This is a genomic window from Marinobacter halodurans (genome assembly GCF_004327985.1).
Taxonomy (GTDB): domain Bacteria; phylum Pseudomonadota; class Gammaproteobacteria; order Pseudomonadales; family Oleiphilaceae; genus Marinobacter_A; species Marinobacter_A halodurans.
The window spans coordinates 1-21,564 of sequence record NZ_SJDL01000037.1 but is presented as its reverse complement, the minus strand read 5'-3'; the positions used below and the strand labels follow the sequence as shown (position 1 = coordinate 21,564).

At 62.9% G+C, this 21,564-nt stretch carries 22 protein-coding genes; 10 read left to right on the top strand and 12 right to left on the bottom strand.

Translation table 11 applies throughout. From position 1 onward, the window contains the following. The first annotated feature begins 2 nt into the window (after nucleotides 1–2). A complete protein-coding gene (locus tag EZI54_RS18830) occupies nucleotides 3–1,067 on the top strand; it encodes a succinylglutamate desuccinylase/aspartoacylase family protein (protein ID WP_131483431.1) in 1,065 nt (354 codons plus the stop codon). A 485-nt stretch (nucleotides 1,068–1,552) separates the two neighbouring features. Here the strand turns inward: EZI54_RS18830 and EZI54_RS18825 are convergent, their stop codons facing one another. The 3 genes from EZI54_RS18825 to EZI54_RS18815 form a co-directional block, all read right to left on the bottom strand. Continuing rightward, nucleotides 1,553–2,908 carry a PhoH family protein gene (locus EZI54_RS18825; RefSeq protein WP_131483430.1) on the bottom strand — a complete coding sequence of 452 codons (1,356 nt, stop codon included), beginning with the start codon at nucleotides 2,906–2,908 and terminating at the stop codon, nucleotides 1,553–1,555. 101 nt (nucleotides 2,909–3,009) lie between these two features. Beyond that, entirely contained in the window at nucleotides 3,010–3,498 is a 489-nt protein-coding gene (locus tag EZI54_RS18820; protein ID WP_131483429.1) for a CBS domain-containing protein, read from the bottom strand. Nucleotides 3,499–3,659: 161 nt separating this feature from the next. Continuing rightward, the gene (locus EZI54_RS18815) at nucleotides 3,660–4,385 is read right to left on the bottom strand and encodes an START domain-containing protein (protein ID WP_242674524.1); all 726 of its coding nucleotides are present in this window, start codon (nucleotides 4,383–4,385) and stop codon (nucleotides 3,660–3,662) included. Nucleotides 4,386–4,536: 151 nt separating this feature from the next. On the opposite strand from EZI54_RS18815, the gene EZI54_RS18810 reads away from it, so the two are divergent. Next, nucleotides 4,537–5,532, top strand: coding sequence for a DUF2804 domain-containing protein (locus EZI54_RS18810; RefSeq protein WP_131483428.1), 996 nt, complete (start codon nucleotides 4,537–4,539; stop codon nucleotides 5,530–5,532). A 40-nt stretch (nucleotides 5,533–5,572) separates the two neighbouring features. Here EZI54_RS18810 and minE read toward each other — a convergent pair whose 3' ends face one another. The 5 genes from minE to EZI54_RS18785 all read right to left on the bottom strand — a co-directional run bounded on the left by minE (nucleotide 5,573) and on the right by EZI54_RS18785 (nucleotide 8,203). Then, nucleotides 5,573–5,830, bottom strand: a complete 258-nt coding sequence (gene minE / locus EZI54_RS18805; RefSeq protein ID WP_131483427.1) for a cell division topological specificity factor MinE — start codon at nucleotides 5,828–5,830, stop codon at nucleotides 5,573–5,575. A 6-nt stretch (nucleotides 5,831–5,836) separates the two neighbouring features. Beyond that, nucleotides 5,837–6,646, bottom strand: a complete 810-nt coding sequence (gene minD / locus EZI54_RS18800; protein ID WP_131483426.1) for a septum site-determining protein MinD — start codon at nucleotides 6,644–6,646, stop codon at nucleotides 5,837–5,839. Nucleotides 6,647–6,741: 95 nt separating this feature from the next. Next, on the bottom strand, nucleotides 6,742–7,506 hold the full coding sequence (gene minC / locus EZI54_RS18795; RefSeq protein WP_131483425.1) for a septum site-determining protein MinC: 765 nt from the start codon (nucleotides 7,504–7,506) through the stop codon (nucleotides 6,742–6,744). Continuing rightward, a complete protein-coding gene (locus tag EZI54_RS18790; protein WP_242674523.1) occupies nucleotides 7,506–7,922 on the bottom strand; it encodes a HopJ type III effector protein in 417 nt (138 codons plus the stop codon). The genes minC and EZI54_RS18790 overlap by 1 nt, the downstream gene beginning before the upstream one ends. Continuing rightward, a complete protein-coding gene (locus EZI54_RS18785; RefSeq protein ID WP_131483424.1) occupies nucleotides 7,919–8,203 on the bottom strand; it encodes a DUF1244 domain-containing protein in 285 nt (94 codons plus the stop codon). The genes EZI54_RS18790 and EZI54_RS18785 overlap by 4 nt, the downstream gene beginning before the upstream one ends. Before the next feature lie 107 nt (nucleotides 8,204–8,310). Here EZI54_RS18785 and dinB point away from each other — a divergent pair, with 107 nt between their 5' ends. Further along, nucleotides 8,311–9,372: a DNA polymerase IV gene (gene dinB, locus EZI54_RS18780; protein WP_131483423.1), complete on the top strand. Its 1,062-nt coding sequence runs from the start codon at nucleotides 8,311–8,313 to the stop codon at nucleotides 9,370–9,372. Nucleotides 9,373–9,392: 20 nt separating this feature from the next. On the opposite strand, the gene EZI54_RS18775 is transcribed toward dinB, so the two are convergent. Together EZI54_RS18775 and EZI54_RS18770 are read right to left on the bottom strand one after the other, a co-directional pair. Continuing rightward, nucleotides 9,393–9,953: a phosphatase PAP2 family protein gene (locus EZI54_RS18775; protein ID WP_131483422.1), complete on the bottom strand. Its 561-nt coding sequence runs from the start codon at nucleotides 9,951–9,953 to the stop codon at nucleotides 9,393–9,395. Further along, nucleotides 9,922–11,109, bottom strand: a complete 1,188-nt coding sequence (locus EZI54_RS18770; protein ID WP_131483421.1) for a glycosyltransferase family 4 protein — start codon at nucleotides 11,107–11,109, stop codon at nucleotides 9,922–9,924. The genes EZI54_RS18775 and EZI54_RS18770 overlap by 32 nt, the downstream gene beginning before the upstream one ends. 212 nt (nucleotides 11,110–11,321) lie before the next feature. Between EZI54_RS18770 and EZI54_RS18765 the strand changes: the two genes are divergently transcribed. The 5 genes from EZI54_RS18765 to EZI54_RS18745 all read left to right on the top strand — a co-directional run bounded on the left by EZI54_RS18765 (nucleotide 11,322) and on the right by EZI54_RS18745 (nucleotide 16,936). Beyond that, nucleotides 11,322–12,359 carry an NADP(H)-dependent aldo-keto reductase gene (locus EZI54_RS18765; protein WP_131483420.1) on the top strand — a complete coding sequence of 346 codons (1,038 nt, stop codon included), beginning with the start codon at nucleotides 11,322–11,324 and terminating at the stop codon, nucleotides 12,357–12,359. 120 nt (nucleotides 12,360–12,479) lie between these two features. Next, on the top strand, nucleotides 12,480–13,613 hold the full coding sequence (locus EZI54_RS18760; RefSeq protein ID WP_131483419.1) for an alpha/beta fold hydrolase: 1,134 nt from the start codon (nucleotides 12,480–12,482) through the stop codon (nucleotides 13,611–13,613). A 178-nt stretch (nucleotides 13,614–13,791) separates the two neighbouring features. Continuing rightward, nucleotides 13,792–14,112, top strand: a complete 321-nt coding sequence (locus EZI54_RS18755; protein WP_131483418.1) for a hypothetical protein — start codon at nucleotides 13,792–13,794, stop codon at nucleotides 14,110–14,112. A 148-nt stretch (nucleotides 14,113–14,260) separates the two neighbouring features. Beyond that, nucleotides 14,261–16,426, top strand: a complete 2,166-nt coding sequence (locus EZI54_RS18750) for an acetyl-CoA hydrolase/transferase C-terminal domain-containing protein (protein WP_131483417.1) — start codon at nucleotides 14,261–14,263, stop codon at nucleotides 16,424–16,426. 48 nt (nucleotides 16,427–16,474) lie between these two features. Further along, nucleotides 16,475–16,936, top strand: coding sequence for an FKBP-type peptidyl-prolyl cis-trans isomerase (locus EZI54_RS18745; RefSeq protein WP_131483416.1), 462 nt, complete (start codon nucleotides 16,475–16,477; stop codon nucleotides 16,934–16,936). Between the two features lie 13 nt (nucleotides 16,937–16,949). Here the strand turns inward: EZI54_RS18745 and EZI54_RS18740 are convergent, their stop codons facing one another. Beyond that, a complete protein-coding gene (locus EZI54_RS18740) occupies nucleotides 16,950–17,768 on the bottom strand; it encodes a lysophospholipid acyltransferase family protein (protein WP_131483415.1) in 819 nt (272 codons plus the stop codon). Further along, a complete protein-coding gene (locus EZI54_RS18735) occupies nucleotides 17,762–18,541 on the bottom strand; it encodes a GNAT family N-acetyltransferase (protein WP_131483414.1) in 780 nt (259 codons plus the stop codon). The genes EZI54_RS18740 and EZI54_RS18735 overlap by 7 nt, the downstream gene beginning before the upstream one ends. 316 nt (nucleotides 18,542–18,857) lie before the next feature. Between EZI54_RS18735 and EZI54_RS18730 the strand changes: the two genes are divergently transcribed. Both EZI54_RS18730 and EZI54_RS18725 read left to right on the top strand, forming a co-directional pair. Continuing rightward, on the top strand, nucleotides 18,858–19,595 hold the full coding sequence (locus EZI54_RS18730) for a response regulator (RefSeq protein WP_131483413.1): 738 nt from the start codon (nucleotides 18,858–18,860) through the stop codon (nucleotides 19,593–19,595). 85 nt (nucleotides 19,596–19,680) lie between these two features. Next, on the top strand, nucleotides 19,681–21,252 hold the full coding sequence (locus EZI54_RS18725) for an ATP-binding protein (protein ID WP_131483412.1): 1,572 nt from the start codon (nucleotides 19,681–19,683) through the stop codon (nucleotides 21,250–21,252). Nucleotides 21,253–21,564 lie beyond the last annotated feature (312 nt).

The following is a 21,564-nucleotide window of genomic DNA, read 5'->3' as shown; positions in this document are numbered from 1 at the left end:
CGATGGCGCGTGCGCCCTTCAAGATTGCGGGACACGAAATTCCCGCCGGATCCCGGCAGACGGTGGAAGTGCCGGTGGCGAAGCTCTATACCCACACGCCGCTGCATATCCCGGTGGAAGTGGTCCACGGCCGGCGCGATGGTCCGGTGATGCTGGTCTGTGCCGCCATCCACGGCGACGAGATCAACGGTGTCGAGATCATCCGCCGGGTCCTGCGATACGGGGCTTTACGTCACTTGCGGGGCACGCTGATCGCGGTGCCGATCGTCAACGTGTTCGGCTTTGTGCAGCGCACCCGCTATCTGCCGGACCGGCGTGACCTGAACCGTTGCTTCCCGGGGTCGGAGAGTGGCTCCCTGGGTGGACGGATCGCCTACCTGTTCCGCACCCAGATCATGGAAAGCGTCACCCATATCATCGACCTGCACACCGGCGCGATCCATCGCTTCAACCTGCCGCAGGTGCGCGCGGAGCTGAAGAATCCGGAAACCATCCGCATCGCCGAGGCTTTCGGTGCCCCGGTGATCCTCAATGCCAGCCTGCGTGAGGGCACTCTGAGGGAGTACGCGGACTCACTGGATATCCCGGTCATTACCTTCGAAGGCGGCGAGGCGCTGCGTTTCGACGATGTCATTATCTCCAGCGGTGTACGGGGGATTATCCGCGTGATGCGGGCGCTGGAGATGCTTCCCCCGAAGGCTTCGCGCATCAAGGTCCGGAAGCGCTCGGAGCTGGCGGAGAGTTCCACCTGGGTCCGGGCCGATATCGACGGCATCATGCGGCCGATCGTGCGCCTGGGACAGCGGGTGCGTAAGGGCCAGAAGCTGGCGGTGATCGCCGATCCCTTCGGCGAGACGGAAACCGCGCTGCTGGCGTCGGTGTCCGGCATCGTGATCGGCATGAACAACCTGCCGCTGGTGAACGAGGGGGAAGCGATCTATCACATCGCCCGCTTCGAGGAGTTGGCGGAAGCGGAGAAGGCGATGGACTATTTCCGCTCCAAGTTCGATTCGGAGGTGACCGAGGCGGTGTTGCCGGTGCATCCTTGGGACGATCGGGAGAAGTAGAGATTTCGCGAGGCGGGTTGCATTCGAAATGTAGCCGACGCTTTAGCTTCGGAGGGCCCGCCAGGGCCCCGTCTTTTCCGACCCGACGTTGATATTCCTCCTGCCCGGGCGCCTATGGCACCTCCGAAGCTAAAGAGGGTGTTGCAAAAGCCCCGGTACTACAAGAGCTGCGTCGTACACTCCCTCTCCCCTCGAGGGAGAGGGCCGGGGAGAGGGGGAGGCGCCCTTCTATTCCAGGCGATTATCTCCGGCGAGGCTTTCGCCTCGCCCCCCTCTCTCCAAACCTCCGCTCCGCGCCCCGGCCCACATCCAGAGGCTGTGGGCGTTCCGGCGGGCGAAGCGATGCTTCGCTGTTTCCGCCTGCACCCCACCAGGGGAGAGAGGCTTTTACCCGAAAGCTTTTACAACACCCTCTAAAACATCGGCTACATTGGTCGGGGAATGGGCTTGGCTCGGGAGCCCAGCCCATTCGTTGATGGATCTCCCTACAGATTCGCTTCCGCAAACTCCGCCAGAGCAGACCTTGGCACCCCTTGCAGATGGATGTGCCCGCCGTGGCGGAAGCCCTTGAAGCGTTCGGTCATGTAGGTCAGACCGGAGCTCAGGCCGCTCAGGTAGGGCGTATCGATCTGCGCCAGGTTGCCCAGGCAGATCACCTTGGAGCCGTTGCCGGCCCGGGTGATGATGGTCTTGATCTGGTGCGGTGTCAGGTTCTGGGATTCGTCGATGATGATCAGGCTGTGCTGGAAGCTGCGCCCGCGGATGTAGTTCAGCGATTTGAAGTGCAGCGGCACCTTGGACAGGATGTAGTCCACGCTGGCGGTCATGTTCTCGTCGTCCTCGTGCAGGGCCTCCAGGTTGTCGACGATCGCGCCCAGCCAGGGCTCCATCTTTTCCGCCTCCGTGCCCGGCAGGAAGCCGATATCCTCATCCAGCCCCTGGGTGCTGCGGGTGGCGATGATGCGCTTGTAGGTCTTGCTGGCGACGGTCAGCTCGATGCAGGCCGCCAGGGCCAGGATGGTCTTGCCCGAACCGGCGGAACCGGTCAGGTTGACCAGGTGCACTTCCGGGTCCATCAGCAGGTTCAGGGCCACCGCCTGGTAGATGTCCCGCGGCACCAGGCCCCAGACTTCCCGGTGCAGCAGATCATGCTGGTGGAGGTCCTGCAGGACCATGCGCTCCTCCTCGATGTCCACCACCTTGCCGACAAAACCCTGCTCGTCGAGCACGAACTCGTTGATATTGAGTTTGGCCAGTTCGCCTTCGCGCCGCAGGATGTGCTCGGTTACCCCTTCACGCTGGACGGTTTCCACCTTGTTGATGGTGTCCCAGAACGAACCGCTGAATTCCCGGTAGCCCTTCGGGAGCAGGTCGATGTCGTCCAGTAGCTGGTCGTTGTGGTAGTCCTGGGCCTCCACGCCGAAGCCCCGCGCCTTCAGGCGCATATTGATGTCCTTGCTGACCAGGATGATGTCCCGTTCCGTGTTGCGGGCCTGCAGGGCCGCCAGGGTGTTGATGATCTTGTTGTCGTTGAGGTGCTCGGGCAGGGCGTGGTTGTTCGAGTGCTCGGTGCTCATCAGGATCGACAGCGTACCCAGCGGGTCCGCCTTGCGGGCACGGACGATCGGCACCCCGCGCTCGATGTCTTTGGGGCTGGCATCGCCCAGGAGCTTGTCGATATTGCGGATGGCCTGGCGGCAATCCGCGGCAACCGCCTGTTTGCCGGACTTCAGACTGTCCAGTTCCTCCAGGACGGTCATGGGGATGATCACATCGTGTTCTTCGAAGTTGAGCAGGGCGTTGGGGTCGTGGATCAGGACGTTGGTGTCGAGGACGTACATCTTTTTCCGCTCTTGCGGTGCTGAGGGCATAGGGCTCGATACCTCGCAATGGACGTTTTGATCGGTCTCCGCGGACGCGTGATCACGCGTTGCCGTTTCGGTCATGGCAGGCAGCGCTGTGTCAGCGAGTTGTCGGAGATCAGTTTCAGCATGTCGTAGGTGGTTATGATGCCGGTCACTTCTCCTTCGTGGGTGACAAAGATGCGGTGCAGGTGTTCTTCCATCATCAGGTCGGCGATTTCCCGCACGGGGGTATCCTCGGCGACCGAGACGACGATGGGGGTCATGATGTCCCGGACTTCCACGGGCAGTTTGCCCATTTCCTCGAAGATGAACATGCGCAAGCGGCGGGCTTCCTGCTGCTCTTCCGGCGTCAGTTGCTGCTCGGCATCGGAAGGCCGGGAGGAGGACCAGCGGAATTCGGCCACGTCCTTGAGGGTGGCGATGCCGACGATGCGCCCCTCGTCATTGATGACCGGGCTGCCGGTGATTTCGTGGTCGGTGAGGAACCGGGTGAACTGGTCCATCGTCCAGGACTGGGGGACTGCTTTTACACTGGGTGTCATGATCTCGCGTGCGAGAACCGTCATTATCGCTATCCTGCTCTGACGCGCGGGGCCTTTAAACCGTTGTTGGCGTCCCGTCCAGCTGGACTGCTCGAGGCCCCCGGGTGTACCAACAGGTGTAGCATTCTTCCGATGCGTTCACCTGCATCCTTTTCCAGGATTCTAGTAAGAGCTTATACGCTCTTTTATTCGTCGTCACCCTCCGTGTGACCGGATTTGACCACATTCACCAATTCGCCCCGATCGTTGTAGACCAGCCGGTAACCCGCATAGCGGGGCTTGTGGGCGACCTTTTCCAGGCTGTGCATGGACTTGACGGGAATGTCGATGACCAGGGAATTCACCAGCCAGCTGGGAATGGCGCCGTTGGGCTCGGTGTGCTGGACCCAGGTCATGCGGGTGTGCTCCGGGCCCAGCGGTTCGAAACGATAGAGGGTGTCCGATTGGTCCACCCGTACGTAGTCGTCGTCCCCGGGGCGGGCGCCGGGCACGGCATTGAGGTCCATTTCCACCACGCCGCTCTGCCGGTCGCCGTGGGTGCGAATGCGCAGGACGTAGTCGCGATCCTGTACCGGCCAGGGCATGTCGTTGACGGAATAGGCGTAACGGTCCTGAAAATTGCCGTTGCCGAATGCTTCGGATACCGAACAATTATGCACCCACTCCAGACAGGACTTGGGGTTGATCATGACCGCCATCAGCGCCGCCAGGGAGACATCCAGGTCCGCTACGGCCTTGAAGGCTTCGAAGTCCGAGCCTTCGACCTCGGTGGTGTAGATACGGATGTCACCGGTTTCCTTTTGCAGGTGCCAATCGGCGTCCAGCGGCGGCAGGGAGCCGGCGATACCGGCAACCGGCATGAGCAGGGCGGCGAGTAGCAGGGAAAAGCGTGCGCGTGTGGTCAGTCTCAACGGGAGAACCTTCTGTTCGTCGACGGTGGCCGGTACGATAACACGCGGTTCAAATGCCAGAATGATACCTGTCCGGCAGTTTTGGGGATCTGCGAAAGCGTGTCCCGGTTGACCTGGCCGGGAGTCGTCACAAGAAGGAAAACACGGACTCATGGATCTGATCCTGCCCAACGGCCAGCCCCGTCTCGGTACCCTCGACACGCCGGTGGACCACGTCAACTACCGCGACTTTGACCTGCGCTCGGTGATGGACCGGCCCCGTTCCCGTCTGGCCCGCTACTGGCGTTTCAACCAGTTCCAGTTCATCAGCGCCATGGGGCCGGACTGGCTGATGGGGTTGGCTGTCGTCGACCTGCGGCTGGTCAGCAACGCCTTTTTCTATCTCTACGATTTCCGCAGCGGAGAGATGCAGGAATGCAGCTGGTTGAGTCCGTTGGCGCTGGGAACGGACTGCGATCAGGATCCGGAAGGCGGCCGTTGTCGTTTCGCCCGGGGCGGGACAAGAATCGACATTCGCGGTGAAGGCCGTCAGCGCCGGGTAGACCTGGTGGCGAGTGGGGTGGCCTTGCAGTTGACGCTGGGCGACGATGAGGCACCGCTGCGGGTCTGCAGTCGTGCCGGGTACGATGGCTGGGTCTTCACCCGCAAGTCCGCGGGCCTGCCGGTGAGCGGCGAGGTCCGCTGGGGCGACAGGGTCTATGTCTTCGATGAACGCATGCGCGGCACCATCGACTGGAGCGCGGGTTTCATGCGCCGGGAGACGGCCTGGAACTGGGCCTGCCTGGCCGGAAAGGCGGGCGATGGAACGGTTATCGGCCTGAACCTGGCGGCCGGCGTCAACGAGACCGGTATTACCGAAAACGCCCTGTGGCTGGATGGCGAACTCATCAAGCTGGATCTGGCCCGTTTCGGGTTCGATCGCTACTCGCCGGATTCACCCTGGCGTGTGACAACGTCGGATGGCCGCGTCGACCTCACGTTTGAGCCGGCTGGTGTGCGGCGGGAGAAGCTGAATGTCGGGCTGCTGGCGTCCAATTTCCGCCAATACGCGGGGACCTTCAGCGGTCATGTCGTCGGGCATAATGGCCGGACTGTGGCGGTGTCCGGGTTGCGGGGGTTGATGGAGGATCATTTCGCCCGCTGGTAGGCAGGTTGGACCGGCGCGGGAATGCGCCGGTCCGGACGGTTCACGGCTGATGCTCGGGCAGGGTAACGTTCAGTTCCAGGACCGAGCAGTCTTCATTGCGATCCAGCTCGACCTGGACCATGTCGTCATCGATCTGCACGTATTTGCGAATCACGGCGATCAGCTCCTGCTGCAACTGCGGCAGGTAGTCCGGCTGATCCCGCATGCCGCGCTCGTGGGCGACGATGATCTGCAGTCGCTCCTTGGCGACGCTTGCTGTGCTCTTCTTCTTACTCTTGAAGTAGTCGAAAAAACTCATTCGGCCTCACCCCTTGAACATGCGTGAGAAAAATCCCTTTTTGGCCGCAGTCAGGAAGCGGTGCTCGCGTTCTTCACCCAGCAGCCGGCCGACTGCGTCTTCATAGGCCTGGCCGGCATCGCTGTCGTTTTCCAGGATAACCGGCATCCCCTGGTTCGACGCGTTGAGGACAATCTGGGACTCCGGAATCACACCCAGCAGGGGGATGGCCAGAATTTCCTCGACGTCGCCGACCGACAGCATCTCGCCCCGATCGACGCGATCCGGGTTGTAACGGGTCAGCAGCAGATGCTCCTTGACCGGATCCAGCCCCATCTCCGAGCGACGGGATTTGCTCTGCAGGATGCCCAGGATACGGTCGGAGTCGCGTACCGAGGAGACTTCCGGGTTGGTGACGACGATGGCTTCGTCGGCGTAGTAGAGCGCCATCTGCGCGCCGTGCTCGATCCCGGCCGGGGAGTCGCAGACGATGTAGTCGAAGGTTTCGGCCAGCTCGTTCAGAACCCTCTCGACGCCTTCCTGGGTCAGCGCTTCCTTTTCGCGTGTCTGGGAAGCCGGCAGGATGTAGAGGGTCTCGACCCGCTTGTCCTTGATGAGCGCCTGGTTGAGGGACGCTTCGCCCTGGATGACGTTGACGAAGTCGTACACCACACGGCGTTCGCAGTTCATGATGAGATCAAGGTTGCGCAGGCCCACATCGAAGTCGATGACTACGGTCTTGAAGCCGCGACGCGCCAGGCCGGTGCTGATCGAGGCGCTGGTTGTGGTCTTGCCCACGCCACCTTTACCTGAGGTAACGACGATTATCTTAGCCAAGGTTGCAGTCCTGTTAGCTGAAAGTGAAGCGTTCTGTAAATCCAATGGCCCCGTGGGGCGATTCCCTGTTTCCGGAACCTTTTCAAAGGTTCGCCTTATTTGTCGAGTGGGGTGACCACCAGCAGATCATCCTTGAGCTGGAGCTGTACAGCCTGCTTCCAGCCCTGCTCCTGCAGATCTTCCGAGATTTTATAGTGTCCGGCAATGGAGACAAGCTCTGCTTCGAGCGATTGGCAGAAAACCCGCGCTTCTGAGAGGCCGTGCACACCGGCCAGGGCGCGACCGCGCAACGGACCGTAGACGTGGATGTTGCCGGCGGCCAGCACCTCGGCCCCGGCCTGCACCGGCGCCAGGATGATCAGGTCGCCTTCGGGGGCATAGACCTGCTGGCCGGAGCGTACCGGCTGGGTAATCAGCCGTGCCGCCGCCGGGGCGGGGCCGGCCGCGGTTGGCGCCGGATCGGGCGTGGTCGGCGCCGCCTCTTCGACCGCTTCTTCGGCCGGTTCCGGCGCTCGGGGTTCGCGCTGGGCCGTGGCCGGCAGCAGGGCCAATGCGGCATTTCGGGCCAATCGACGCTGGTCCTCGTCGCCCCCGCGGACGGCAACCACATGGATATTGTGGCGGCGGCAGATACCAATCAGCTTGAAGAAATCCAGTTCCGCCGTCGGGCCTTCGTATTTCTCCAGGCTCACCACCAGCGGGATATCCCGGAAGAAGCCGGGCGCCTGGCGGATCTTGTCGCGCAGGGTCTCCTCGAAGGCGTCTTCCTCAAAGAAATGCAGTTCCAGGGCGGTCAGCGAGACGTTCGCGCCCTTGAGCTGGAAGCACTGACTGGTTTGGGTGGCGTCCGCTTCCGGCATCAGCGTTCTACTCCGTTGTTGGTCTTGTGTTGGGTGGATTCAGGGTCCGGTGCATCGAGCGGCGACGACCGGAATACCAGCGCCCGCCCGCCAAACTCGATGCCCGACCAGCCGGTGCTTATAAACTGCCTGATGTTAGCGTGGCTGGTTCCGGACGGATCATCCATTACGGTGCGGTAATGGCGCCCGAAGCAGGCGAGGGTCTGTTGCTCCGGCAGGCCAGCCAGCTGGCCCAGGGCAAAGATGCGGCAGGAGCCGCCGTTCTCTTCGCGTTCGTTTTCCAGCGGGCCGTTGCGGAACGCCGTGGGGGTGAACTCGAAAAAACGATCGATCAGGGCCAGTGTGTCCTCGAAATCGGAACGACCGGCCTGGAGCGCGGCCAGGTGAATACGCAGGGCGCTCTGGAAGTTCATCATTGGTCCGACTTGTCGACGGATTGCTTGCTACCGGTCTGGTAGCGGGCCTTCCACTCATCGTAGGGCATGCCGTAGATGAGTTCCCGGGCCTGCGGGTCGGACAGGGTCTCGCCGCGGGCTTCGGCCTCGGCCCGGTACCACTTGGACAGACAGTTGCGGCAGAATCCGGCGAGGTTCATCAGGTCGATATTCTGGACATCGGTGTGGGTGCGCAGATGCTCGACCAGCCGGCGAAACACCGCCGCTTCGATTTCGGTTTGGTTCTGGGTCCGGTCCGTCATTGCAGACACCTCTCGTTGATGAATCCTGACATTCTCGGCATACAGCGGTAAGATACAAGTCTGTATAAATATACAGCCATCCGATCTGGCAGGTGAATCCCGGAGATATGGCCCAACGCAAGATCATTCATCTGGACTGCGACTGCTTCTACGCGGCGGTGGAAATGCGGGACGACCCGTCCCTGCGCACGGTGCCGCTGGCGGTGGGGGGCGGTGGGCCGCGGGGTGTGGTGTCCACCTGCAATTACCTGGCCCGGGAATATGGCGTACGCTCGGCCATGCCCGGCGCCGAGGCCCGCCGGCGCTGCCCGGACCTGGTGACGGTGCCCGTGGACATGGCACGTTACCGGGCCGTCTCGCAGCAGGTGATGACGATATTCCGGGAACTGACCGATATCATCGAACCGCTGTCGCTGGACGAGGCTTTCCTGGATGTGAGCGACGTCGAGGATCACAAGGGCAGCGCAACCCTGATGGCCCGTTACCTGCGTGAGCGGGTCCGGGACGAGGTGGGCATCACCGTCTCGGCCGGCGTGGCACCCAACAAGTTCCTGGCCAAGATTGCCAGCGACTGGGAAAAGCCGGACGGGCTGTTCGTGATCCGGCCGGAGGACGTGGACGCCTTTGTGGTCAACCTGCCGGTGGAAAAGCTGTTCGGTGTGGGTAAGGTCACCGCCGGCAAGTTGCACGACATGGGCGCAGCCACCTGCGGCCAATTACAGCAGTTCAGCCGGGAAGATCTGGTGGAGCGCTTCGGGCGGCACGGGGCCCGGCTCTATCATATGGCGCGGGGCGAGGATAACCGCCCGGTCACGGTGACCCGCATCGCCAAGTCGGTTTCCGTGGAACGGACGTTTTCCCAGGACCTGCCGAACCGGGACGCCTGCTACCGGGTGATGGCATCGCTGGTGCAGGACCTGGAGCGCCGCCTGAGTCGCAAATCCGACCGGCCTATCCATAAACTTTTCGTCAAGCTGCGTTACAGCGACTTCTCTACCCATACCCTGGAGCGCGTGCGGGATAGGGTGGAGGCGCCGGTGGCGGACGATTTCCAGCCGCTGCTGGAGGAACTCTACAAGCAGGCGGACCGGCCGGTCAGGCTGCTTGGGCTGGGGGTGCGCTTTCGCGACGACAGCGCGCCAACGCGCCAGTTGCGGCTATTCGAGTAGGGCGATCGCTGCCGGCGTGATTACGCCATCGGCATGAACGTCGGCAGCGCGTAGGACGCGATGGTCCCCATGCCGCCGCCGATCACCGCTCCGGCCAGCACATCGCTGGGGTAGTGCAGGCCCAGCACCACACGGGAGGCCGCGACGCTCAGGGTAAACGGCAGGATCAGCAGGGCCAGGTCCGGCAGCGTCATGGCCAGCAGTGTATTGAAGCAGACCGCGTGCAGCGTGTGGCCGGACGGAAAGCTGTAGCGGTCCAGTGGCGGTGTGCCGCAGTGAATCGCGGGGAAGGAGATGAAAGGGCGCTCGCGAATCAATGTCTTCTTCAGCCCCTTGTAGGTCAGCGTGCAGACGCCCCCGGTGGTGGCCATCAGCAGGGCGACGGCCAGGCCGGCTTCAGGGTGCAGCAGCGGCAGGGCGAGGATCAGGGCGTACCAGAACCAGCCATCGCCCAGTCGGCTTGCCACCCGGAAGTAGGGCAGGACGAAACGGTAGCGCAAACAACCGTTGATGCTCTGACACAGCAGGAATTCCCGCTGGTCGACCCGTTCAAAGAAGCGAGACGCTTTGCTTGCCGGCATGGCTTTTCTCCCGATAGCGGAGATTGAAGACGATGTTTTCGAACTGTTCGACCAGTCCGGGCCAGTGGATATCCAGGGCGTCCAGCCGGGCCTGGCTGCGCAGCCGGCTCACCAGCGATGGCTGATCCGCCAGGCGCAGGGCCGCTTCGGTGAAGGCCGCCGGGTCGTCGAGGGGCACCTTCATCCCGTTTTCTTCATGGCGCAGATGCTCGCTGGCGGCGGCATCGTCGAAGGCCACCAGGGCCAGGCCGCTGGCCATGGCCTCGGTCACCACGTTGCCGAAGGTTTCGGTCCTGCTGGGAAACAGGAACAGGTCCGCCGAGGCGTAGTGCCTGGCCAGGGCTTCGCCGCGCTGCGTGAGGCAGAACAGGTAGTCCGGGTGGCGTTCCTCCAGGCGGCGGTGCAGGGGGCCGTCGCCCACCAGGATCAGCCGGGCGCGTGGATGGATGTTGCGCAGGCGCTCGAAGGTCGAAATCACCAGCGACAGATTCTTCTCCGCAGCGAGGCGGCCCACATAGATGACCCCCAGATCGCGATCGCCCAGGCCCCAGCTCTTCCTGAGGGCCCGGTCACGGCGGGCCGGCGTGAAACGCTCGCAGTCCACGCCGCGGCTCCAGACCGCCACCGGATGGATGCCCATGCCGTAAAGCCGCGATTGCATGCAGCGGGTGGGGGCCAGGGTGAGCTCGGTACGGTTGTGGAACCACCGCAGGTAACTTTCGATCGCCTTTTTCAGCCAGCCGACCCGGTAATGCCGGCTGTACTGGTGGAAATTGGTGTGGAAACCCGAGCAGACCGGAACCTGCAGGCGGCGGGCCGCGCTCAGTGCCGCCAGGCCAAGCGGGCCTTCGGTGGCAACGTAGATGACGTCGGGGCGACTCTGCTGCCAATGGCGGACCAGACGGCCGGCGCGGGTCAGGCCGAACTGCAACTCCGGGTAGCCCGGCAGCGGCAGGCCCGGGAGTGCGAGGGTCCGGTCGACGCCGGAGGCGGGCGCTGATGCCGGCTCGCCCTTCTGGCGCGGGCGGATGACCGACACGCGGTGCCCGCGCTGGCGCAGTCCCTCGCAAAGCTTGCCGAGGGTGTGGGCCACGCCGTTGATTTCCGGCGGAAAGGTTTCGGTGACGATGGCGATGTGCCGCTGACGCTCGATCAAGTGCGCTCCGTCATGACTGCAACTCGGGCCGGCTGGAAGGTTTGGGGTATAGTCAGTACGCTTTCCAGCCAGCGGGTCCGGGTGAACATCTGGGCTGAGGCCTTGGCGGGCCTGCCGTTGCCGCTCATGTCACTATGGAAACGCCAGATGACAGTTAGACGACAGCCCCGTGACATTCCGTTGAACAATGCACCGGCTTTGGAGATGTAGATATGCAGAAGCGAACGTTGGGACCTACCGACCTGGAAGTCAGCCTGATCTGCCTGGGAACCATGACCTGGGGCCAGCAGAACACCGAGGCCGAGGCCTTCGAGCAGCTGGACTACGCCACCAGCAACGGCATCAACTTTATCGACGCCGCCGAGATGTACCCGGTGCCGCCGCGCAAGGAAACCCAGGGGGCCACCGAAATTTGCCTGGGCAACTGGCTGGAGCGGCGTGGCCGCCGCGATGACCTGATCATCGCCTCCAAGGTGGCTGGGCCGGGCAATGGCCTGGATTACCTGCGCGACGGGCCCCGCCTGACGCGGCCGCACATCCGGGCGGCGGTGGATGCCAGCCTGCAGCGCCTCAAGACCGACTACATCGACCTCTACCAGGTGCACTGGCCGGACCGGAACACCAACTTTTTCGGCAAGCTGGGCTATCAGCACAACGCCGATGAGCAGGCAACGCCGATCGGGGACACCCTGGAAGCCCTGGCCGAACTGGTGCAGGAAGGCAAGGTCCGTCATGTCGGCCTGTCCAACGAAACGCCCTGGGGCACGATGCGCTACCTGCAGCTGGCCGAGCAGAACGGCTGGCCGCGACCGGTCAGTATCCAGAATCCGTACAACCTGCTTAACCGCTCGTTCGAGGTGGGCGGTGCGGAAATTGCCCACCGGGAGGGCGTCGGCCTGCTGGCGTACTCGCCGCTGGCTTTCGGGGTCCTGTCCGGCAAGTACCTGGGCGGCAAAAAGCCGGAAGGGGCGCGTCTGACCCTGTTCGAACGCTTCCAGCGATACAGCGGCCCGCGTGCCGATGTGACCACCCAGGCCTATGCGGACCTGGCGGCACAGCACGGTCTGAGCCTGACGCAACTGGCGCTGGCCTATGTGAACAGCCGCAGCTTCGTCACCAGCAACATCATCGGGGCGACCACAATGACGCAGTTGAAGGAAAACGTGGCGTCGGCGGAGGTGACCCTGTCGGCAGACGTGTTGCAGGCGATCGAAGACCTGCACGCCGAATTCACCTACCCCTGTCCGTAACCCACGGCTCCTTCCTGGATTGACCGGAACGGCGTGGGACCGTTGCACCGGGCGCCATTGCACGCCCGGCGCAGTTGGCCCACCATCACGGTATTGCAGATAACAACAACGGAATTCCTGATGCGTCCGCGTCGCAAAGACAGCCTCACCGGCAAGCTGCTCTCGGCCGCTGTCCATTCGGTGGAACGGCGCCTGTTTTCGGATCACTTCAACATTTCCAACCAGACCCCGTACCGCACGATCCATCGCGACGGCATCATGAGCGTGCGTCACTATCAGGCGCTTGCGGTGGATGAGATCCAGGTGGGTAACGAGCCCATGTCCGTCTCCGCCCACCGTTATCGGGTGCCGGTGCTGCTGGTTCCGCCGCTGGCTGCCACCTCCATGATTTTCGATCTGCTGCCACAGCGTTCACTGGTGCGCTACCTGCTGGCGCGGGGTTTTGACGTCTACCTGGTGGACTGGGGCGAGGTCACGGCCGACCACAGCGATCTGTCGCTGGAGACCTATGTGCTGGAGTGGATGCCCGCTGCCGTTGATGCGGTCCGGCGGGAGAGTGGGCAGGCCGATGTGTCCATCCTTGCCTACTGTATGGGCGGGTTGCTGTCACTGATGTACGCTGCGGCGTCCGGTGATCGCCACATCCGCAACATGGTCACGGTGGCCAGCCCGGTGGACATGCACCAGATGGGCGTCGCCGGCGGGTTCCTGTCGGCGGTTTACCGACCGGCCCAGATTGTCTCCGGCGTGTTGAATGTTTCCCTGCTGGATTTGCCGGCGGGCTATTTCCATGTCCCGGGCTGGATGAGTGCCCTGGCGTTCAAGCTGACCAATCCGGTGGGCAGTCTGGTGAGCTCGCTGGAACTGGCGGTGAACCTGTGGGACCGGGATTACGTGAAAGTCCACAGCACCATGCAGACATGGTTCAACGACATGGTCGACTATCCCGGTGAAACCATCAAAGGCATGGTCGTGCACATGGCCCTGAACAACCGTATGGCCCGGGGCAGTATCAAACTGGGCGGCGAAAAGGCGACCTTCGACCGTATTGATTGTGCCCTCCTGGCCTTTGCCGGAGAAACGGACAGGCTGGTGAAGATACCGGCCGCCCATAAGGTGATGGACATCGTGGCTTCGAAGGATCGGGAGTTCTGCGTTGTACCCGGTGGTCATGCCGGCGTCTTTGCCGGTGCCGGCGCTCCCGGGAACACCTGGCGGATCAGTGCCGACTGGCTCTCGGCCCGGTCCGACTGACGAGGGAGCGGGCGGGTAAAACATCGTTACACGGCGTGACCGTTTGTTGACAAAAAAATGGCGGCAGGGCGCCGGAATGCCGTCAAAGTTTGCGATTAATCACATTTTACAGATCGTTCATTGATAGACTAATGTCTAACCAATTTAAGCGATTTCGGACGTTTTTCGGGCTGTCTTCATGGTCATTCGTATCTTCCTCCTACTGCTGGTTCTCAACTCCCTGGCTTTCGTGGTCAAGGCGGATGCGGCCGAGCGCACTGAATACCGGGAAGACGCCTACGACAACCGGTATGCCGCGCAGGATGCGATGCCGGATGACCTGCAGCAGGATGACGTGGAGGCGGCCGTCGAGGTCGGCTCGCGACTGTTGCAGTGGCGCTTTTCCAGCAACGATGACGATGGCAAACGCTACGCGTCGGAAAGCCTGCGCGCCGATCATGGTCTGGCGCTGATTGATGAGGGTGACGGCGCCTGCCTGAACCTGAAGTGGAATTTTTAAGCCGGCCACAGGCCTGTTGCTCCCTTCCGCAAAATGACCCGCAACCGTTGTTCCTCCAAGCTCCTCATGTGATGATCTTTTGGCACTGAATTGCGGACCGTCCGGAATCCAAACCGGATGACGTCCTGGCCTGGTCAAGGAGAGATTTATGGCGGTTGCACCGATTGTGTTTCCCCGACCCGATGCCTGTGTCGATGCCATTATCGAACGGGTGGGACACGACATCATCCTGGGTTTGCCCCTGGGGCTGGGTAAGCCGATTCACCTGGCCAACGCCCTTTATGCCCGGGCCAAGGCCGACCCCGGGCTGAAACTGCATATCGTGACGGCCATATCGCCTCTCGCGCCTGCGGGAAAGTCGTCGCTGGAAAAACGCTTCATCCAGCCCTTCGCCGAGCGGCTGTTCGGGCATATCCCCGAGCTGGCTTACGCACGGGACGTGGTGAACGGTAAGCTGCCCGATAATGTCACCGTGTCCGAGTTCTTCTTCAAGGCCGGCTCCTTCCTGAACAATCGCCAGCAGCAACAGAACTATATCTGCACCAACTACACCCATGCCGTGCGCGATCTGCTGGCGCTGGGGGTCAATGTCGTTGCGCAGATGGTGGCGCCGCAGCCGGAGGGTGGTGGTGATGCCTACAGCCTCAGTTGCAACCCGGACCTGACGCTGGACCTGATTCCAAGGCTGCGGGAACGGGAGGCTGAAGGGCATGACGTGGCCATCGTCGGCGAGGTGAACCGGGCCCTGCCGTACCTGGCCAATGACGCCGAGGTGCCGGCCCACGTCTTCGACCTGGTGGTGGACTCGCCGGCCGACGATTACCCGCTGTTTCCGGTTCCGCAGCAACCGGTCAAGCCCGCCGACCACCTGATCGGGTTCTACGCCAGCACGCTGCTGCGCGATGGTGGAACGCTCCAGGTGGGGATCGGTTCGCTGGGCGCTGCGGTCGTGCATTCCGCCATCCTCCGTCACCGGGACAACGCCGCCTATCGACGGGTCTACGATCATCTGGACGTCGCCGGGCGTTTCCCCGTGGCGGCAGAGTGGGGTGGCGCCGAGCCGTTTCGTGACGGGTTGTACGGCTGCAGTGAAATGATGGTGGACGGGTTCATGCACCTGCTTGAGGCCGGCATCCTGACCCGGGCGGTGTATCCGGACACGGCCCTGCAGGAACTGATCAACGCAGGAAGACTGACGCATGAGGTGTCCATGGCGACCCTCGATACCCTGCGGGAGGCGGAGCTGATCGACTCTCCGCTGCGGGCGCGGGATATCCAGTGGCTGCAGCAGTTCGGCATCGTGCGCGACGACGTCGCCTTTCGGGGTGGGCGCCTGGTGGTCAACGATGTCAGCTTCGACCCGGACCTGGACGACGCCAGCGCCCGCGAACGCATCGCCGCGGTCCTGGGGGCCCACCTGACCGGCGGCACGGTCCTGCACGGCGGGTTCTACCTGGGGCCGGCCGATTTCTATGAATGGCTGCGGCGTCTCCCGCCGCACGAAGCGAAGCGGATCTGCATGACCAGCGTCAACTTCATCAACCACCTGTACGACCACCGGTTTGGCAATCAGCGCCTGAAAGTGGCCCAGCGCCATGAAAGCCGCTTCATCAATTCCGCCATGATGGCCACGCTCGACGGAACCGTGGTGTCCGACGGCCTGGATGACGGTCGCGTCGTCAGCGGCGTCGGCGGGCAGTACAACTTCGTGGCGATGGCACATGAGTTGCCGCGGGGCCGGTCGATCATCACCCTGCGCAGTACCCGGGGCAGCGGCGACAGGGCGCAGTCCAACATTGTGTTCAGCTACGGGCACTGCACGATCCCCCGCCATTTGCGGGACATCGTGATCACCGAGTACGGCATTGCCGACCTGCGCGGCCGTTCCGACGAGGACGTGTATCTGGCCCTGATCCGGATCGCCGACGCCCGCTTCCAGCCGCAACTGCTGAAACAGGCGCAGAAAGCAGGTAAGGTGCGCGCCTCGTTCCGGTTGCCGGAGGCCTGGCAGAAGAACACGCCGGAGTCCGTCAGGGACGCGCTGCAGGCTGCCGGGAGCAACGAATTTCCCGAGTTTCCGTTCGGCTGCGATTTCACCGACGATGAGCTGACCCTGATGAAGGCATTGAAACGCCTGCAGGGCGCCTCCAAATCCCGCAGCGGCAAACTCAAGCTGCTGTGGCGGGCGATGCGGTCAGAGCCGGCGGATGAATCCCTGGCACCCTATCTGCGTCGAATGGACCTCGAGGCGCCGTCAGGCTGGCGCGCCAAGCTGGATCAGCGGTTACTGATCCATGCCCTGCGGCAACATTAATTCTGCTGTACCCGTATCGAGGTGCAGCCGCAAGACAGGACTGGAGTTATGCAACGCTCTTCCATTTACACCGTCCACTACCGCCTGAAGAACAAAGAAGGTGAAGTGGTGGATACCTCCGACGGCGCCGAACCGCTGCAGTTCCTGCTGGGCGCGGGCAATGTCATCCAGGGCATCGAGGAAGCGGTCCGTGACCGCGGCATCGGTGATTGCCTGGAGGTGACCATCCCTCCGGAAATGGCCTATGGCGAGATCAACCCGGAACTGATCCGCAAGGTGCCGCGCTCGGCCTTTGCCGACGTGGAAGACCTGCGGCCGGGCATGAAATTCCAGACCAACAGCGGCGAGGAGGCGCAGGTCGTGCAGGTGGTCGCCATTGATGGCAACCTGGTCAAGGTGGATGCCAATCACCCGCTGGCGGGCTTCACGCTCTACTTTGAGCTGGAAATCATCAACAAGCGTGCCGCCACCGACGACGAGATGGCGGCCGGTCGGCCCCTGGAACCCTGAGGCAGCCCCGGCTTCAGGTGCCGCCGAGGTGCGGGCGCGATGGCTGGCAATCCGGCTGCACCCCGGTGTCGCCCGTGCCGCGATGAATGTCGGCCAGCCCCTGTTGCACGGTGGCATGCAGGGCCCGGGTCTGGGACTGGAGGTCTTCATCCGCCGTCAGGTAGACCGGGGCGTGGAGAATGACATCCACTTCCACCGCCGGCTCTTTCAGCATGCGTACCAGGTGTTTCTCGAACTGATCATCCCCGACAAAAGGCGCCAGTGGATCGGGATGGTGACCACGCCGATAGCCGATGCTGATGGGCTGTATCGGCACCCCCGCGGTGATTGCCGCGGTCAGCAGGCGACTGTGGAACGGCAGCACCGTGATGCCGACGCTCGTGGTTCCCTCCGGAAAAACCAGCACCGACTCCCCGCCGCCCAGCGCCCGGGCAATCTGATCCCGTGCGGCGCCCGCCTGCCCGCTGCCGCGGCGAATGAACAGGGTACCGGCCTGTTCCGCCAACCAGCCGATGACCGGCCAGTGACGGACCTCGATCTTGGACAGGAAACGCAGGGGAACAACGCTGCCCAGGATGGGGATGTCCGACCAGGAGATATGGTTGCTGACGATCAGGGTGGTTGTCCGGGGGCGCTCGCCCCGGATGTTCACCCGAAAGCCCAGGCAGCGGCACGCCAGCCCGAAGCAGGTGCGGGCGAATGGGGCACGGCCGATGTTCCGGCGGGCCACCGTTTCGGTCACGCTGACGACTGCAGCCAGCGTGGCGCAGAACAGCAGGGCCGTGCCGAACAGCGTCAATCGCCCGGCCAGGCGCAGCGGTCGCATCAGCATGTGGCCGACGCCTCCGCCGGGCGCATGAAGTGGCGGCTATAGCGGCCAGCCAGGCGGCTGACTTCCAGCAGCACCAGCAGGTCCGCGCAGCGGAAGTCCGGGTCCCAGCAGGGCTCGCCACAGACCCGCGCCCCCAGGCGCATGTAAGCGCGGATCAGCGGCGGAATCTGCACCGGTGCCTGGCGGCTGGCGGAGACGTGGGTGAGATGTGGCAGGTCACGTCTGGGCCTGACCCGCTGATGCGCCCCGGTCAGGTAACGCGCCTGCAACTGCTGGGTAATGCGCCAGGCTTTCAGGCCACCGTCCGCCATGCCGATGCTGGCACAGCCAATCAGATAATCGACCTGCTCCCGGATGAGGTATTCCGCCAGCGATGACCACAGTAGGCTGATGGTGGCGCCGGAGCGGTAATCCGGATGCACGCAGGTGCGTCCGAGTTCGGCGATCTGGCCGGCGAGCCGGTGCAGGCTTGCCAGTTCGAATTCGCCTTCCGAGTAGAAACCGCCGGCACGTTCGGCATCCCGCTGGTGCAGGATGCGGGAGGTGGCGACCAGCTCGCCGGTCCGGCTGTCGGTGACGATCAGGTGGTCACAGAAGGCGTCGTAGCTGTCCCGGTCGATGCCGGGTGTGGTGGCGCCGAGGTCAGAGCCATACTCCTCCGAGAACACCCGGTAGCGCAGTTTCTGGGCGGCTTCCACGAGCGCGGGCTCGCGCGTGATGGACGCCTGCAGGCGACGTGCGGTGCTGACGGAACGGGCTTGTTCTGCTGACATGACAGGTTTCTCTTTATGGCCGTTTCCCGTCGAGCCTATGAACCGTGGGTTGCAGTTGAATGAACGGTGTGTGACGTCCCCGTGACAGCAATAGTGATTTCCGGCCATGTCACGACTTGTTACTGTGGGTCGATTCCATGTATTTTTCTGAACAGCATGTATAATTGCTGTTACATGGCGTAGCCTTGAGCAGGGCAGCTGCCGCTTAAACCTCAATGGTGTCCGGACTCCTCGGCAGGGCCGGGGCAGTGCGCCCCGGAGTAGACCAGCACCATCAAGCGGCCAGTTGACGGTAAACGGAAAAACAAAATCAGAGATGGATGGCGTGGAACAATCTAACGAGAGTTGTAGAGTCCTCATCGTTGAGGACGACAAGCGCCTGGCGGATTTGACGCGGGAATATCTTGAAAGCAATGGCCTGAACGTTTCCGTTGAGGAAAACGGGGCCAACGCGGTCGAGCGGATCCGCCGGGAAGACCCGGACATCATCGTCCTGGACCTGATGCTTCCCGGAGAGGATGGTCTCTCCATCTGCAGGCGGGTTCGTCCTTTCTACAGTGGGCCGATTCTGATGCTGACGGCGCGCACCGACGATCTGGACCAGGTTCTGGGTCTGGAAATGGGTGCCGACGACTACATCTCCAAACCGGTGCGCCCCAGGGTTTTGCTGGCGCGTATCCGGGCCCTGCTGCGCCGGGTCAACGACAAGGGCGAGAGTGAAGCCGAACCCAAGTCGGCCGAGGAACCGGTGCGACTGGAGTTCAATGACCTGGTGGTCGACCGGTCCATGCGCGAGGCCTGGCTCAATAACGAGAGCATCGACCTCACCAGCGCCGAATTCGATCTTCTATGGCTGCTGGCTTCCAGCGCCGGCCGCGTCCTGAGCCGGGAGGAAATCTTCACCGCGCTGCGGGGCATTGAATACGATGGCCAGGATCGGTCCATCGACGTGCGCGTTTCCCGTATCCGGCCGAAGATCGGTGACGACCCGGTGCACCCGCGTCGCATCAAGACGGTACGCAGCAAGGGCTATCTGTTCGTCAAGGAAGCCTGACGGGACCATCTCTGTCTGATCCATCGCAACGGCGGCGGTTGTCCGGCCTGATCCGGGCCGGCGTTGCGTTCATCGGAAAGGCCCTATGCCCCTAATTCCCTTCCTGAATATGTTTGGCCGCCTGCTGTTGGTGGCACTCATTATCCTGGCCCTTTCTGCTGGGCTGTTTTCCGGAGTCAACAGCGTCCGCGAGCGTGACTGGAAAGAACAGTTTGCGACGCCCCTGATGGACTGGCTCGCCGTCTCGCCTCATCCCCAGGTCAGCTATCCCTGGCTGGATGCGCTGTATGGCTTGCGTCTGGTCCCGGTCGGGGAGATGACCCTGGATCCGGTGGCGGAAGAGCGCCTGTCCTATGGCCAGGTGGTGACCACCACCGAAAGCCTGGGCGTACACGTGCTTCGGCTCGCGAACTCCGGCGATATCATCGATGTGACGTTCCGTGATCTATACCGGGATGTCAGCGAAGCGACGGCATTGCTGGTGCTGACTCACCTGAACGATGTGCTGCCCCAGGATCGTGCGATCGCCATGGACAGTTTGTCCGATGAGTTCAATGTCGCCATACAGCCAGTCACCGGCGTCGCCGATATCCCTGACGGTCCGACGCTTGAGCGACTGGTGGAGCGGGGGCTGGCCTTTGTGCAGCTGGAGAAATCGGATCCGGCGCAGGTCTATCTGCGGCTGAACGATGGGGCGGTGGTTCGCATGGCGATGCCCGAGCCGTTCCATGCCATGGCTTGGCCGGTCATTCTGCTGGTTTTCTGCGTGGCGGCGGCGATTGCCGGGTTTTTCCTTTTCCTCCTGCTGCGCGACGTGGACCAGAACCTGCGGGCGGTGGAGTCCGTTGCGGTGCGTATCGCGCGGGGCGAACTCAATGCCCGGGTCGATTCCCGGCGCGGACTGCTGGTACGGCGCCTGGGGCGGACATTCAACAGCATGGCCGAGCATATCCAGCGTCTGGTGGAAGTGCAGCGGGAGATGATTCATGCCGTTTCGCACGAATTGCGCACGCCGGTAGCCCGGATCCGTTTCGGTGTGCAGATGATTGAAGACTGCCCGGACGAGGATTCCCGACAGAAACAGCTGGCGGGTATTGACGGCGATATTCAGGAACTGGACGAGCTGATCGATGAAATCCTCACCTACGCCCGGCTGGAGCAGGGCGGTCCGATCATGCATCTGCAGGAGGCCAACGTGGCCGACATCGCCCGTCAGGTGGTGGACGAGCAGCAGCGATTGCGGCCGGACATGCAGTTCAGTGCCGAGTTCATCGGGGACAGCGAGTCCTGGGCCCTGTCGGATGTGGAGCCGCGCTACATCCATCGCGCCCTGCAGAATCTGGTGGGCAATGCCGGCCGTTACGCCGCCGGCCGGGTGCGGGTGCGCTGCCGGTTCGATGAACAGAACTGCCGGGTCGATGTGGAAGACGACGGTCCCGGTATCCCGGAAAGCGACTGGGAGAAGGTGTTCACGGCGTTTGCCCGTCTCGACGACAGTCGCACGCGCACGTCCGGGGGCTACGGGCTGGGCCTGTCCATCGTCCGCCGCATTCTGTACTGGCATGGCGGTCAGGCTTTTGTCACCCGCAGTGCCGACCTCGGCGGGGCTGCTTTCAGCCTGGTCTGGCCGCGCCGGCAGGGTGAAAACGGCGCCTGACCGGCCGTCGTGTGAACGGTGTCGCGCCGGCACACGTGTTGTAACAAACCGCTACACAAGCACCACTGAAGCCTTGCGCCGTGCCGCCTAGGATTAAAAGCGTAAGGGATGACTACTTGAGGTTGTAGTTCTTACGAACTTTCCTTGTTTCATTCGTCATTTTTAGAGGGGCCGTTTTCGGCCCCTTTTTTTGGTGCGCCAGGCATGGCGCGTAGCGCCTTGACGGGCGCTGTTCTGGTACAGGTGGTGCTGGCCGGATGACTTGGGGGTGCAAGTCCCCTGTGGGCCCGGTAAGGGGAACTACTAGCCGAA

What these genes read in the sequence shown, in the direction of transcription:
- EZI54_RS18820 (WP_131483429.1), bottom strand. Translation starts at nt 3,498, where the DNA reads ATGACGGTTCTCGCACGCGAGATCATGACACCCAGTGTAAAAGCAGTC.
- EZI54_RS18765 (WP_131483420.1), top strand. Translation starts at nt 11,322, where the DNA reads ATGCAGAAGCGAACGTTGGGACCTACCGACCTGGAAGTCAGCCTGATC.
- EZI54_RS18725 (WP_131483412.1), top strand. Translation starts at nt 19,681, where the DNA reads ATGCCCCTAATTCCCTTCCTGAATATGTTTGGCCGCCTGCTGTTGGTG.
- dinB (WP_131483423.1), top strand. Translation starts at nt 8,311, where the DNA reads ATGGCCCAACGCAAGATCATTCATCTGGACTGCGACTGCTTCTACGCG.
- EZI54_RS18775 (WP_131483422.1), bottom strand. Translation starts at nt 9,953, where the DNA reads ATGCCGGCAAGCAAAGCGTCTCGCTTCTTTGAACGGGTCGACCAGCGG.
- EZI54_RS18810 (WP_131483428.1), top strand. Translation starts at nt 4,537, where the DNA reads ATGGATCTGATCCTGCCCAACGGCCAGCCCCGTCTCGGTACCCTCGAC.
- EZI54_RS18735 (WP_131483414.1), bottom strand. Translation starts at nt 18,541, where the DNA reads ATGTCAGCAGAACAAGCCCGTTCCGTCAGCACCGCACGTCGCCTGCAG.
- EZI54_RS18755 (WP_131483418.1), top strand. Translation starts at nt 13,792, where the DNA reads ATGGTCATTCGTATCTTCCTCCTACTGCTGGTTCTCAACTCCCTGGCT.
- EZI54_RS18760 (WP_131483419.1), top strand. Translation starts at nt 12,480, where the DNA reads ATGCGTCCGCGTCGCAAAGACAGCCTCACCGGCAAGCTGCTCTCGGCC.
- minC (WP_131483425.1), bottom strand. Translation starts at nt 7,506, where the DNA reads ATGCCGGAAGCGGACGCCACCCAAACCAGTCAGTGCTTCCAGCTCAAG.
- EZI54_RS18785 (WP_131483424.1), bottom strand. Translation starts at nt 8,203, where the DNA reads ATGACGGACCGGACCCAGAACCAAACCGAAATCGAAGCGGCGGTGTTT.
- EZI54_RS18730 (WP_131483413.1), top strand. Translation starts at nt 18,858, where the DNA reads ATGGATGGCGTGGAACAATCTAACGAGAGTTGTAGAGTCCTCATCGTT.
- minE (WP_131483427.1), bottom strand. Translation starts at nt 5,830, where the DNA reads ATGAGTTTTTTCGACTACTTCAAGAGTAAGAAGAAGAGCACAGCAAGC.
- EZI54_RS18750 (WP_131483417.1), top strand. Translation starts at nt 14,261, where the DNA reads ATGGCGGTTGCACCGATTGTGTTTCCCCGACCCGATGCCTGTGTCGAT.
- EZI54_RS18790 (WP_242674523.1), bottom strand. Translation starts at nt 7,922, where the DNA reads ATGATGAACTTCCAGAGCGCCCTGCGTATTCACCTGGCCGCGCTCCAG.
- EZI54_RS18825 (WP_131483430.1), bottom strand. Translation starts at nt 2,908, where the DNA reads ATGTACGTCCTCGACACCAACGTCCTGATCCACGACCCCAACGCCCTG.
- EZI54_RS18740 (WP_131483415.1), bottom strand. Translation starts at nt 17,768, where the DNA reads ATGCTGATGCGACCGCTGCGCCTGGCCGGGCGATTGACGCTGTTCGGC.
- EZI54_RS18745 (WP_131483416.1), top strand. Translation starts at nt 16,475, where the DNA reads ATGCAACGCTCTTCCATTTACACCGTCCACTACCGCCTGAAGAACAAA.
- EZI54_RS18830 (WP_131483431.1), top strand. Translation starts at nt 3, where the DNA reads ATGGCGCGTGCGCCCTTCAAGATTGCGGGACACGAAATTCCCGCCGGA.